Origin of the sequence: Microbacterium sp. NPDC006705, from assembly GCF_044903545.1 — a bacterium.
GTDB classification, from domain to species: domain Bacteria; phylum Actinomycetota; class Actinomycetes; order Actinomycetales; family Microbacteriaceae; genus Microbacterium; species Microbacterium plantarum.
This window is the reverse complement of the sequence record NZ_JBJDQQ010000001.1, coordinates 1,495,211-1,506,797: the sequence shown is the minus strand read 5'-3', so window position 1 is coordinate 1,506,797 and position 11,587 is coordinate 1,495,211. Positions and strand designations below refer to the sequence as shown.

Annotated in this window: 14 protein-coding genes and 1 riboswitch; of the genes, 11 read left to right on the top strand and 3 right to left on the bottom strand. The window is 72.0% G+C overall.

Annotated elements, in window-relative coordinates:
* Window positions 1-87: 87 nt before the first annotated feature.
* The 5 genes from ACI2K6_RS07185 (at window position 88) to ACI2K6_RS07165 (ending at window position 2,606) form a co-directional block, all read left to right on the top strand.
* Window positions 88-447 (top strand): hypothetical protein, encoded by a 360-nt coding sequence (locus tag ACI2K6_RS07185; protein ID WP_112616169.1) that lies wholly within the window; start codon window positions 88-90, stop codon window positions 445-447.
* A gap of 1 nt (window position 448) precedes the next feature.
* Window positions 449-859 carry a phage holin family protein gene (locus ACI2K6_RS07180; RefSeq protein WP_274178254.1) on the top strand — a complete coding sequence of 137 codons (411 nt, stop codon included), beginning with the start codon at window positions 449-451 and terminating at the stop codon, window positions 857-859.
* On the top strand, window positions 849-1,115 hold the full coding sequence (locus ACI2K6_RS07175; protein WP_274178255.1) for a hypothetical protein: 267 nt from the start codon (window positions 849-851) through the stop codon (window positions 1,113-1,115). Before ACI2K6_RS07180 ends, ACI2K6_RS07175 begins: the two co-directional genes overlap by 11 nt.
* A gap of 200 nt (window positions 1,116-1,315) precedes the next feature.
* Window positions 1,316-2,116: a uroporphyrinogen-III synthase gene (locus ACI2K6_RS07170; RefSeq protein ID WP_274178256.1), complete on the top strand. Its 801-nt coding sequence runs from the start codon at window positions 1,316-1,318 to the stop codon at window positions 2,114-2,116.
* 70 nt (window positions 2,117-2,186) lie between these two features.
* Entirely contained in the window at window positions 2,187-2,606 is a 420-nt protein-coding gene (locus ACI2K6_RS07165) for a hypothetical protein (RefSeq protein ID WP_114589068.1), read from the top strand.
* Here ACI2K6_RS07165 and ACI2K6_RS07160 read toward each other — a convergent pair.
* Both ACI2K6_RS07160 and ACI2K6_RS07155 read right to left on the bottom strand, forming a co-directional pair.
* A complete protein-coding gene (locus ACI2K6_RS07160; protein ID WP_274178257.1) occupies window positions 2,573-3,394 on the bottom strand; it encodes an ABC transporter permease subunit in 822 nt (273 codons plus the stop codon). The two genes, ACI2K6_RS07165 and ACI2K6_RS07160, sit on opposite strands and share 34 nt — an antisense overlap.
* The gene (locus ACI2K6_RS07155) at window positions 3,391-4,323 is read right to left on the bottom strand and encodes an ATP-binding cassette domain-containing protein (protein WP_274178258.1); all 933 of its coding nucleotides are present in this window, start codon (window positions 4,321-4,323) and stop codon (window positions 3,391-3,393) included. Before ACI2K6_RS07155 ends, ACI2K6_RS07160 begins: the two co-directional genes overlap by 4 nt.
* A gap of 86 nt (window positions 4,324-4,409) precedes the next feature.
* On the opposite strand from ACI2K6_RS07155, the gene ACI2K6_RS07150 reads away from it, so the two are divergent.
* From ACI2K6_RS07150 to ACI2K6_RS07140, 3 genes are all read left to right on the top strand, one after another.
* The gene (locus ACI2K6_RS07150) at window positions 4,410-5,480 is read left to right on the top strand and encodes an enoyl-CoA hydratase/isomerase family protein (RefSeq protein WP_274178259.1); all 1,071 of its coding nucleotides are present in this window, start codon (window positions 4,410-4,412) and stop codon (window positions 5,478-5,480) included.
* A gap of 100 nt (window positions 5,481-5,580) precedes the next feature.
* Window positions 5,581-6,504, top strand: a complete 924-nt coding sequence (locus ACI2K6_RS07145; RefSeq protein WP_274178260.1) for a DnaJ domain-containing protein — start codon at window positions 5,581-5,583, stop codon at window positions 6,502-6,504.
* Window positions 6,501-7,172, top strand: a complete 672-nt coding sequence (locus ACI2K6_RS07140; protein ID WP_404568322.1) for a class I SAM-dependent DNA methyltransferase — start codon at window positions 6,501-6,503, stop codon at window positions 7,170-7,172. The genes ACI2K6_RS07145 and ACI2K6_RS07140 overlap by 4 nt, the downstream gene beginning before the upstream one ends.
* Here ACI2K6_RS07140 and ACI2K6_RS07135 read toward each other — a convergent pair.
* Window positions 7,135-8,487 carry a D-alanyl-D-alanine carboxypeptidase gene (locus ACI2K6_RS07135; protein ID WP_282501980.1) on the bottom strand — a complete coding sequence of 451 codons (1,353 nt, stop codon included), beginning with the start codon at window positions 8,485-8,487 and terminating at the stop codon, window positions 7,135-7,137. The genes ACI2K6_RS07140 and ACI2K6_RS07135 overlap by 38 nt on opposite strands.
* Before the next feature lie 37 nt (window positions 8,488-8,524).
* A riboswitch (TPP riboswitch) is annotated at window positions 8,525-8,634 on the top strand.
* Here ACI2K6_RS07135 and ACI2K6_RS07130 point away from each other — a divergent pair.
* The 3 genes from ACI2K6_RS07130 (at window position 8,627) to ACI2K6_RS07120 (ending at window position 11,579) form a co-directional block, all read left to right on the top strand.
* Entirely contained in the window at window positions 8,627-9,262 is a 636-nt protein-coding gene (locus ACI2K6_RS07130; protein WP_112616187.1) for an ECF transporter S component, read from the top strand. (Overlaps the previous riboswitch by 8 nt.)
* Window positions 9,181-10,791 (top strand): ABC transporter ATP-binding protein, encoded by a 1,611-nt coding sequence (locus ACI2K6_RS07125; protein ID WP_404568321.1) that lies wholly within the window; start codon window positions 9,181-9,183, stop codon window positions 10,789-10,791. Before ACI2K6_RS07130 ends, ACI2K6_RS07125 begins: the two co-directional genes overlap by 82 nt.
* Window positions 10,788-11,579: an energy-coupling factor transporter transmembrane protein EcfT gene (locus ACI2K6_RS07120; protein WP_114589073.1), complete on the top strand. Its 792-nt coding sequence runs from the start codon at window positions 10,788-10,790 to the stop codon at window positions 11,577-11,579. Before ACI2K6_RS07125 ends, ACI2K6_RS07120 begins: the two co-directional genes overlap by 4 nt.
* Window positions 11,580-11,587 lie beyond the last annotated feature (8 nt).

Sequence of the window (11,587 nt, the reverse complement as noted above, 5' to 3'; positions counted from 1 at the left end):
CTCAGCCGGGTTTCGGGAGTGGATACCTGAGGCGGCATACGGCGATAGCCTGGGACCACGCAGCAACGTCGAACGTGAGGAGACCCCATGAGGGGCAAGATTGGCATCGCCGTCGGACTCGCCGCGGGCTACGTGCTCGGGGCACGCGCCGGGCGTCAGCGCTACGAGCAGATCAAAGAGAAGGCCCAGCAGGTCTGGGAGCTCGACCCCGTGCAGAAGCAGGTCGGCAAGGTGACCGAGCTCGGCAAGTCCGCTGCCCTCGCCGTCCCCAGCGTCGTCTGGGACAGCGCGAAGAAGGTCGTCAAGGCCGCGAGCAAGAGCGGCACCCCCGGCGAGAAGCTCGACGCGGCCGTGGCCGAGGGCGAGAAGGCCGCCGGCGACGTGCGCAAGGCCGCCGAGCGCGACGCGCGCAAGGTCGCCGACGCGAGCGCCGTGGCGGACAGCTGAGATGAGCACGCCCCGCGGATTCCGCGATCGCGCCGACGACAGCCTGTTCACTCTGATCGGCGAGATCCCCGAGCTGGTCCGCAACCTCGTCGTCGCCGAGATCGAGTCGGCGAAGGCCTGGGCCAAGAAGACGGGAAAGGATGCCGGCCTCGGCGGTGTCTGGTTCATCGTCGCGCTGTTCTTCCTCTTCTGGACGATCCCCGCCATCGGTGCTTTCGCGATCATCGGGCTGTCGTCCTGGCTGCCCGCGTGGGCCGCGTCGCTGATCGTGATCGGAATCCTCCTGGTGATCGCCGCCGTGTTCGCGGTGCTGGGGCTCCTCCGCTTCAAGCGTCTGAGCTCACGGCAGAACCCCGCCCAGGCGATCTCCACCGACGCCAAGATCGTGAAGGAAGTGGCCGATGAGTTCTGAGCTCCCTGACACCGCTGTCCCGCTGGGCATCTCCGACCCGGTCGAGAAGGCGCGCGCCGAGCTGAAGGCCGCGCTCGCGGCCATCGAGCACAAGGCGAACCTGCCCAAGAGGGCCGTGATCGCCACCGACCGCGCCAGCCGCGAGGCGCGCGCCTATGCGCAGCGCAACCCGGCCGGAGCTGCTGCGGCAGCAGTAGGCGTCGCGGTCGCCGTGGGCGCCGCGGTCTGGGGCATCGCCCGGCTGATCGCCCGCTGACCCGTCCGTTCTCGGCCAACCGAGTCCGGATCGATACCTCCCGCCCTCGCCTCGCGCCCGCATCGGAGTATGCTCGGAAACGAGGCAGCGGCGATGGAGCGAATGCTGCCGATGTTGCGCATCCGGGTCTGCACCGCCCGGAGAAGGAACGTGCGTCGGCCGCTCTTCCGGGGGTGGCCGCGCCTCATGAGAGCCACCATATGCATGTCGAGCCCGGCCACCCAGAGCCGCAGAAGCCCCTTCGGGGGTGGCGCGTGCTCGTGCCGCGCGGCGGTCCCTGGGGCGACCAGGTGGCGGCGCTCCTGCGATCGCACGGTGCCACGCCCGTCATCGCACCGCTGGTGAACTTCGCCCCCACGACGGACGTCGCCGATCTCGAGGGCGCGCTCTCCGAGCTCGCGGCCGGGGCCTTCGACTGGATCACGTTGACGAGTGCCACGACCGTCGATGTCCTGTACGCCTATCGCGCGGAGATCCCTGCGCGCACGCGCGTCGCTGCGGTCGGTGAGACGACGGCTGCGGCACTGACGGCGGTCGGGTACCGCGTCGACCTGGTTCCCGACGAGGACGATTCGGCGGCCGGGCTCGCCGAGCAGATCCTCGCCATCGAGCCCGAGCCGACACGCGTCCTGGCGCTGCGCAGCGAGGTCGCCAAGCCCGTCCTCACCAGGATGCTCGTCGAGGCCGGTCACGACGTCCGCAGCGTCGTGGCGTACCGCACCGTCGGCGTCCCGGTGACCGAACGCATCGCAGCCGACGTGGCCAGCGGGCGCATCAACGCGGTGCTCGTGACCAGCGGCTCGGTCGCCGAGCAGGTCAGTGAGCAGTTCCCCGATCTCCCGGCGTCGACCCTGATCGCGGCGATCGGCCCGCGGACGGCCCGCGACGCACGCAAGCTCGGTCTCACCGTCGATGTGGTGGCCGCTGAGACCACGATCTCGTCCCTCCTCGATGCGATCGCCCGCCAGCCTGCCCCGGCATCGGGAGCATCGGCGTCCTGACGCGATCGCGGCGGTGATCGTTGCCGGTCTGTGAGCATTTCGTGAGTGTCCGACTGGCAGACTGAGACGCATGGTGACGCTTCTGCTCGACTCCGCGCAGCTCGAAGTCGTGCTCTCGGCGACCGAGCGCGCCGCAGCATTCCGTCAGCGGAATGTCCTGGTGTCTCGCGAGCACATCGCGCGGGTGCAGCTGACGGATGACGCGTGGTCGTGGCTCCGCGGCGTGCCGCGCCCCGGACTGCTGGTTCCTGCGGTCATCGCGGCCGGTTCCTTCGAGTCAGCGGGAGGCACCGATTTCGTCCTGGTCCGGCGTCGCCGCCCGTCGGTCGTCGTCGACCTCGAGGGCGACGACGAGTTCCAGCGTCTGATCCTCACGACGCGGCACGGGGTGGCGCTCGTGCGCGCCCTGCGCCTCGACGTCGAGGACGAGCCGGCTGACGTGGCGGATCTGGTCGATCAGGCGACGTCGCGCCGCCACGACACCGCGTAGCCGATCACGGCGAACACGACGGCGTAGCCGACGAGCACGAGCCCGCCCGCCCACCACTCCAGGGGCTGGCCGGCGCTCCCGCCCATGGCGGCGTAGACGCTGTCGCCCGCGAGCGCATCCGAGGCCGCACCCGGGAGGAAGCGCACCACGTCGGCGAGCCCGTCGACCATGCTCGCGCCCACGCGGGCGATCGGCTCGACGAACTGGGTGAAAGCGAGGATGCCGACGACGGCGGCGATCTGGTTGCGGATGAGGGTGCCGAGCGCGATGCCCACGAGCACCCAGAGCACGAGGGCGAGCAGCATCCGTCCAAGGAACGCCCAGGTCTCGGGGCGTCCGAGCTGCGGGTCGACGCCGAACAGCGCCAGCATCCCACCGCCTGCGGCGACCGTCGAGCCGACGGCGGCGACGCCGAAGACGAGACCCATGACGACGCCCGCGAGCATCTTCGCCGACAACGCGACGCCACGTCGAGGGGTGGCCAGGAAGGTCGGCGTCAGGGTCTTGTGGCGGTACTCGCCGGTCACGAGCAGTGAACCCACGACGAGCGGGAACACGTATCCCATCGCCGTGGCGAGCCCGTAGATGAGGCTCGGCAGCCGATCGCCGAGCCCCGTCGGCAGCGACGTGGTGCCCGGGAGCGAGCCGTTCTCGCCCGCCGCGAAGACGGCGGCCATGCCGCCGGCCGTTCCGCCGATGTACAGGACGAGGACGATCAGGAGGATCCACCAGACCGAGGTGGAGAACTGCTTCGTCAGTTCCGATCGGGTCGCGTTCACGAGGTTCATCGCGTCTCCTCCCCGGTCACGGCCGACGGGTGCACGCGGGTGCCGCTGACGAGCTCCAGGAAGACCTCCTCGAAAGCCGGACCCTTCCGCTGCAACGCGGTCAGGGCGATGCCGGCGTCGGCGGCGATGCGTCCGACCGTCGGGGCGTCGGCACCGCGTACGGCAAGGCCCGTGCGGCGTTCGTCGCTCTCGAAGCCGGCGGCCGAGAGGGCGCGGCGGAGCGCGTCGCGATCTTCGGCGTCGACGACGGTCGCGATCTCGTCCTGCGGCACGACATGCTCGATGCCGCCCTGGTAAACGAGGCGCCCGCGCGTGATGATCATGAGCGAATCGACGGACTGCTGCACCTCTGCCAGCAGGTGCGACGAGACCAGGACGGTGCGTCCTTCCGCGGCGAGGTCGCGGAGGAAGCGGCGGATCCAGCGGATGCCTTCGGGGTCGAGCCCGTTCGTCGGCTCGTCGAGGACCAGGACGCCGGGGTCGCCCAGCAGGGCGTAGGCGAGACCGAGGCGCTGCCGCATCCCGAGTGAGAACCCGCCCACCTTGCGGCCGGCGACATCGCCGAGACCGACGATGCCCAGGGCGTCGTCGACGCGCGACGTCGGGATCCCCGCCGCATGGGCGTAGACCCGGAGATGTGCGGCGGCCGATCGGCCCGGGTGGAAGCTGGACGACTCGAGGACGGCGCCGACGGTCTGCAGCGGGTGCTTCAGGTCGCGGTAGCGGCGGCCACCGATCGTGGCGGAGCCCGACGTGGGGGAGATGAGCCCGAGGAGCATGCGCAGCGTCGTGGTCTTGCCCGCACCGTTCGGTCCGAGGAAGCCGGTGACGGCGCCCGGTTCGACCCGCGCCGTCAGGCCGTCGACCGCCGCGACGGTGCCGAAACGTTTGGCCACGTCGGTGAACTCCAGCACCTGTCCGTCCGCCATCGCGCCCCCTCTCGCCGGGTGGTTCCGCTCCCATCCTGCCCGACACGCCGCGTTCACCGCGAACTCCGAGCGGTAGCGTGGCGAGGGTGACCGACGCCGCTGCATCCGATCCGCGTGTCCGAGTCCGTGTCGATCGCGCACTCGGACATCTCACTCTCGACCGGCCGCGCGCCATCAACGCCCTCGACCTCGGCATGATCCAGCGCCTCGCCGCAGCGCTCGACACGTGGGAGGACGACCCGGGTGTGGACGCCGTCCTCCTCGATGGCGCGGGCGACCGCGGGCTGTGCGCGGGGGGCGACGTCCGCGGGCTGTACGACCAGATCGTCGCGGGCGATGTCGCCGAGACGGCGCACTTCTTCCGGGCCGAGTACGCCCTCAACGCACGGATCGCCGCGTACCCCAAGCCCGTGGTCGTGTTCGCCGACGGTGTGACGATGGGCGGCGGGATCGGGCTCGCCGGTCACGCGGCGGTGCGGGTGGTCACCGAACGGTCGCGCCTGGCGATGCCCGAGGTGCGGATCGGCTTCACTCCCGACGTCGGCGGCAGCCTGCTGCTGGCCCGGGCGCCGGGGCGCGTGGGGGAGTACCTCGCGTTGACCGGTGAGTCGATGGATGCCGCTGACGCGATCTACGCCGGGTTCGCCGACCACCTCGTTCCCTCCGAGCGGCTCGATGATCTACGCGACGCCCTCGTCAGTCGCGCCGACCCCCAGACCGCGACCGAGCTCGTCCTCCTGTTCGACGAGACGGCCGGTCCTGCCCGCCTCGAGGCCGCCCGGCCCTGGATCGACGGCGCCTTCGCCGCCGACTCCGTCGACGAGATCATCGGCCGGTTGCGGGGGCGCGCCGAGCAGGAGGCCCACGCCACCGCTGAGCTGCTCGAGACGCTTCCGCCGACCGCTCTTGCCGTCACCCTCGCGGCCGTCCGCGCAGCGCGCGAGCAGGACGAGCTGCGAACGGTCCTGGCGCAGGAGTACGGCCTGGTGCTGTGGTTCGCCACGACGCAGCCCGACCTCGTCGAGGGCATCCGAGCCCGCCTCGTCGACAAGGACGGGGCGCCGTCGTGGTCGCCCGGGTCTCGAGACGACCTCGCTCCCGATGTCGTCGCGCGGGCGTTCGGGTTCGAGCCCGTCCCGGCCCTATGGACTGACTGAGTTCCGTCGGACGCCCGGGCTCCGCCCGGCCGCGAGGTAATAGTCTCGGGATGCTGTGCGTCCGCGCCGTCCCGGGGCTGCGCCGCGCGAGGGAGGGTTCGTGTTCGACAGTCCGCTGTCCGCCTCGGCGTACGACGTGCTCGGGGTCGCGCCCGACGTCGACGACGAGGAGCTTCGCCGCGCCTACCGACTCCGGTTGCGGCAGACGCATCCCGACACCGGGGGCGACGCCGTGAAGTTCGTGCAGGTGCAGCGTGCCTGGGACCTGGTCGGCACGTCCGCCGCCCGCGCCGCCTACGACCGCGGACACGGTTTCGCGGACGCCCCGACCTTCTCTCCCGACGCCCCGACGTGGCGGCCGCCGCAGCGCCCGACCGACACCCGCCCGCGGGCGCGGTCGTTCGGGCAGCCCGGCGGCTGGCGCCGTGAGCGCTACCTGACCCTCATCCGGGAGTGGGTCGGACGTGGCGCAGCGGTCGACGACCCGTACGACCCCGCGCTCGTCCGGACCGCGCCCCACGAGATCCGGCGGCTGCTGGCCGACGCCCTCGCTGAGGAGGCGACAGCTCGCGTGGTCGCGGACCTCGGAATGGGGTACACCGTCTGGCATGACGTGGCGGCCGACCCCCGCGATCCCGACGTGAAGCTCGACCACGTGGTGCTCGGGCCCTCCGGGCTCTACGCCGTGCTGTCGGAGGACTTCGGCGCTCCGGTGCGCACTCGGCGCGGCGAGCTGATCGGCGAGGGCGTCGACTCGCCGATCGCGACGCTCGTGCATCGAGCGCGAGCACTCAGCCGCGCCGCGCGGGTGAAGTTCAGCGGCGCGATCGTGGTGCTCCCCGACGACGATGTGGTGCAGGCCATCGAGGAACTCGGCCGTGTGCGCGGTCTCGCGGTCGCGGTGGTGGGACGTTCGGCGCTGGCCACGGTGCTCCGTCGCGGGGTCGCCGGTGCGCGTGAGATCGGCGGGAACGAGCTCTTCGACGTCCGCACCCGCCTGCAGCAGACCGTCCGCTTCGTATGATCTCGCGAGGTGCGACGCGCGCGGCGTACGACACCGTCGCGGCCGACTACGCGGCCCTCCTGCCTGATGCGTCGTTCGAGGCCCCGGATGATGTCGCCCTGATCGATCGGTTCCTCGACCTGCTCCCGAGCGGCGCCCGGGTGGTCGACGCCGGGTGCGGTGCCGGTCGGATGCTTCGCCTCATGCACGACCGCCGCCCGGATCTGCGCACGGCCGGCATCGACCTCTCGCCGCGGATGATCGAACAGGCGCGCGCGGGCTGTCCGATCGCCGACCTCGCCGTAGGTGACCTCGGCGAGCTGCCGCTGCCTGAGCGGTCCGCGGCCGGCCTGCTCGCCTGGTACTCCGTGATCCACGCGACGCCGGACGAGCTCGCGGTGATCGCCGCCGAGTTCGCCCGCGTCTCGATGCCGGGCGGCCTCGTCCTCCTCGGGTTCCAGAGCGGGAGCGGAACCCGCCGGATCGAGCGCGCCTACGGTCACGATGTCTCCCTGGACGCCGTCCTGCACGAACCGCGCGACGTCGCGGCGACGTTCGCGGCTCTCGGATTCGAGGTGCTCGAGCAGTTCGAGCGTCCCGCGCGAGACGGAGAGCGCCATGCGCAGGGGTTCGTGCTCGCGCGTCGCGAGGTCAGTCCGCGAGACCCCACAGCTGCAGCGGGTGGCTGAGGCGCCACCAGATGTCCGGGTCGGGGATGTCCGCGGTCAGGCGCAGGGTCGTGGTCGCCGAGCCGAGCGGGCCGGTGAGCGTCAGCTCGCCCGCCTCGTCGCCGGCGTCGCGGGAATCGCCGAGCTCGACGTTCGCCGCAGCCTGAGACGACTGCGTGTTCCAGAGCGCGACCCGGACGTCGGCGTCGGTGACGATCTCGGCTGTCGCACCCCACGCGGTGGTCGCGGTGCCCGCGACGGTTCCCGCGGGCAGGGCCGGTGAGGCGCCGATCTCGGTGATCGTGCGATCGAGCAGCTCGGCCGTCGCCGAGTGGCGGGTCTCGTCGTCGGGCTGATCGAGAGCGGTCGCGTACACGCGGACGTTCACCCCGTCGATGGCGGTGTCTTTCGCGGCGACGAGGTTGTACGACCCGAACAGGCTGCCCGTCTTGACGCCGACGACCGCGGGGTCGGCCAGCAGAGCATTGGTGTTCTCGACGAAACCGGCGCCGGGCAGCTCGACGGAGCGCTGCGCCACGATACCGGCGATGACCGGGTTCGTCATCGCGGTCTCGGCGAGGGCGATGACGGATGCCGGTGCCGCCGTGTTCTCCGGATCGATCCCGCTCGAATCGACGACGGTGACGCCGCCGAGATCATGGGCCTGCAGCCAGGCGTTCGCCGCCTCGACGTAGGCGTCTTCATCGGGCCAGAGGTCGAACACGAGACGGTCGGCGTAGTTGTTCGCCGATCCGATCAGCACGCCCTGCAGCAGCTGATACTGCGTCAGTACGCCGTCGACGGGGACGTCGAGAGCCGACTGGTCGTCGGCGAGGTAGGCGCGGTATTCCCGGCGGTCGGCGGAGGTGAAAGCGAATTCCGGACCCTGCTCGCCGTCGGCGAGCGGCATCCGGTCGAGGACGACGAGGGCCGTGACGAGCTTGGTGATGCTCGCGATGGACTCGGGCTCGCTCGACGAGGTCGAGACGTTCGCGAAGCCCTCGACGCCGGTCGCGCCGGCGCCTTCGAGGGGCCACGCCGGCTGTGCGACGGCTGCGGCGGGGGCGGTTACGGCGGCGGGGAGGATGTCGGGCGCGACGGCGTCGAGCGGCCAGAGAAGCGTCGCCGCCGCGTAGCCGCCCACGGTGAGGGCGGCGATTCCCAGCGTCGACAGGGCGGCCGGCGCCGCGGAGCGTCGCGGCGGCTCGGTGAGCAGGTCGGCGTGCGCGACCGTGTACGGGCCTGCTGAGGCAGCCGCTTCGTTTCGCCTGCCGCCGCGCGCGACGGCGTCCTCGTCGACCCACGCGAGGGCGACGCGCGCGTCGGGAGAACTCACCCGCCCAACGTACATCGCCCGCGCGACGTTATACTTCAGCGACAACCACGGGAGTCCGGTGAGCCGGGCTGAGAGGAAGCGATCCACGCTTCGACCGTCGAACCTGATCCGGATCATGCCGGCGCAGGGAGGAGAGAGAATGCACGCTGCTGCGTCCACCACCGAGTCCGATCGTCGTACTGGCCGCACGCCCGGCCGTTTCCGCTGGCGCGTCGTCGACATCGTCATCGCCAGCGTCATCGGCGTCGCCTGCGCCGCGGTGTTCCTGCTGTGGAACGTCGCCTATCAGGGCCCGTCCGCCGCGCTCACGCCGTTGCTTCCTGGACTGCAGGGCCTGCTCGCCGGGCCCTGGCTCATCGCCGGCGTTCTCGGCGGCCTCATCATCCGCAAGCCGGGCGCCGCGCTCTACACCGAGCTGCTCGCGGCTGTGATCTCGGCGCTGGTCGGCAACCAGTGGGGCCCCCTCACGATCGTCTCCGGTCTCGTCCAGGGATTGGGCGCGGAACTGATCTTCCTGGTGTTCCTCTACGCATCGTGGCGTCTTCCGGTCGCGCTCCTCGCGGGTGCGGGGGCGGGTCTCGCCGGCGGCATCAACGACCGCATCCTCTGGTACCCCGGTGCCGACACTCTCTTCACGTCGGTCTACATCGCCTCGACGACGATCTCGGGCGCCGTCATCGCCGGTCTCGGCGGATGGCTCATCACGCGCGCGCTGGCGCGGACGGGAGCCCTCGGCCGGTTCGCGGCCGGGCGCGAAGCCACCGCCCGCGTCTGACGGTGGGCGACGCCGGGGCTCCGCGGCCCGCGACCCTCGAGGCCCGCGGGTGGGGGTGGCGCTACGCGACGCGACGCGCGTGGGCTGCACGAGAGACGACGTTCCGCATCGATGCCGGCGAGCGCGTGCTGCTGCTCGGCGCTTCGGGGTCGGGCAAATCGACGCTGCTGCAAGGCCTCGCAGGGGTCCTCGGCGGAGCCGACGAAGGCGAGCAGGAGGGGACGCTGCTCGTGGACGGGCAGCCGGCCGCGGAGGCCCGTGGCCGAGCAGGGCTCGTTCTGCAAGACCCCGACAGCCAGACGATCCTCGCGCGGGTGGGCGACGACGTCGCGTTCGGCTGCGAGAACCTGGGCGTGCCCCGCGACGAGATCTGGCGCCGGGTACGGGCTGCGTTGGATGCGGTCGGACTCGACGTCCCGCTGGATCGTTCGACCGCGGCGTTGTCGGGCGGGCAGAAGCAGCGCCTCGCCCTCGCGGGCATCGTCGCGATGCAGCCGGGTGCGGTGCTGCTCGACGAGCCGACCGCGAACCTCGATCCTGCGGGCGTCGTCGACGTCCGGGATGCCGTCGCCCGCGCGCTCGATGCGACCGGGGCCACGCTCGTCGTGATCGAGCACCGGATCGAGGCGTGGCTTCCCGTCGTCGATCGGGTCATCGTGCTGGCGCCCGGCGGCGAGGTCATCGCTGACGGCGATCCTCGAATGGTGCTGACCGAACGGGGCGAGGAGCTCGCTGCGGCGGGCGTGTGGGTGCCCGGCATCCGCCCCTCCTTCCCGCCGCGGCCCGCCACTGCGCCCGGCGATGTGCTGCTGTCGGCCGCGGATCTCGTCGTCGGACGTGCCGCCGGCTCGACGGCCGCCGGGCCACTCGACCTCGACGTGCGCGCGGGCGAGGTGCTCGGTGTCGTCGGGCCGAACGGCGTCGGCAAGTCGACTCTCGGGCTCACTCTTGCGGGACTGCTCCGGGCGCAGGGCGGCGCCGTGCGCGCGGCGGACGGACTCGCTGCCGGGGCTGCGCTCGTCCGCCGGCCGCGGCGACGTGTCGCCGCGGCCCCCGCCGACCCCGCGGCGTGGACGTCGACGGCGTTGCTGACGCGGATCGGGACGGTCCTGCAGGAGCCCGAGCACCAGATCCTGCGCGCATCGGTGCGCGACGAGCTCGAGGTCGGGCCCCGCGCTCTGGGTCTCGAGGAGACGGAGATCACTGCTCGCGTCGACGAACTGCTCGAGCGGCTTCGGCTCGCCCCGCTCGCCGGGGCCAACCCGTACACACTGTCGGGCGGCGAGAAGCGTCGCCTCACTGTCGCGGCGATGCTGGCGGCGCGTCCCCGGGTCGTGGTCCTCGACGAGCCGACTTTCGGCCAGGATGCGCGCACCTGGTCGGAGCTGGTCGCGATCATCGCTTCCCTGCGCGACGGTGTCGACGACCGCGGCCCGCTCGGCGTCGTCACGATCACCCACGACGATGCCGTGCTCGACGCGCTCGCGGCGCGCCGGTTCGCGCTCGCGCCGGCGGGGGTGCGGGCGTGAGCGCTCCCGTGCATCTCGAAGCTGCGCCGCGCGGCGTCGCGACGCTCAACCCCGTGGCGAAGCTGCTGGCGGCGCTCCTCATTGCACTTCCGCTGGTCATCACGATCGACCCGGTCTCGGCCGGCGTGGCCCTGCTCCTCGAGCTGCCGCTCCTGCTCGCGTCGGGCGTCGGGTGGCGCCGGTTCTGGATGCGGACACTGCCGCTGTGGATCGCCGCGCCGGCGGCCGCGGTGACGATCTCGCTCTACGGCGAGCGAAGCGGCGCCGAGGTCTTCTCCTGGGCATTCGTCCACGTCAGCGAGGGTTCGCTCGCGCTGGGGCTGGCGGCTGCGCTCCGCGTCCTCGCGATCGGGCTGCCGGCCGTCGTGCTGTTCATCACGGTGGACCCGACCGACCTCGCCGACGGGCTGGCGCAGATCCTGCGCCTTCCGGCCCGTTTCGTCATCGGGGGACTCGCCGGGATGCGGATGCTCGGTCTGCTCGCGGAGGATTGGCGCGCGCTCGCCCTCGCGCGGCGGGCCCGTGGCGTGGCCGACGCCGGCCGGCTGCGGCGCACGCTGGGGATGGCCTTCGCGCTTCTCGTGCTGGCCATTCGACGGGGCTCGGCGCTCGCGACCGCGATGGAGGCTCGGGCCTTCGGTGCGCCGGTGCGCCGCACGTGGGCGCGGGAGTCGCGGCTCGCGGCATCCGATGTCGCGGTCATGGCGGGCGGGCTCGCGATCTCGGTCACGGCAGTGGCCGTGTCGGTCGCGGTGGGAGCCTTTCACCCGATCTTCGGCCCGTCCTGAGATCAGGA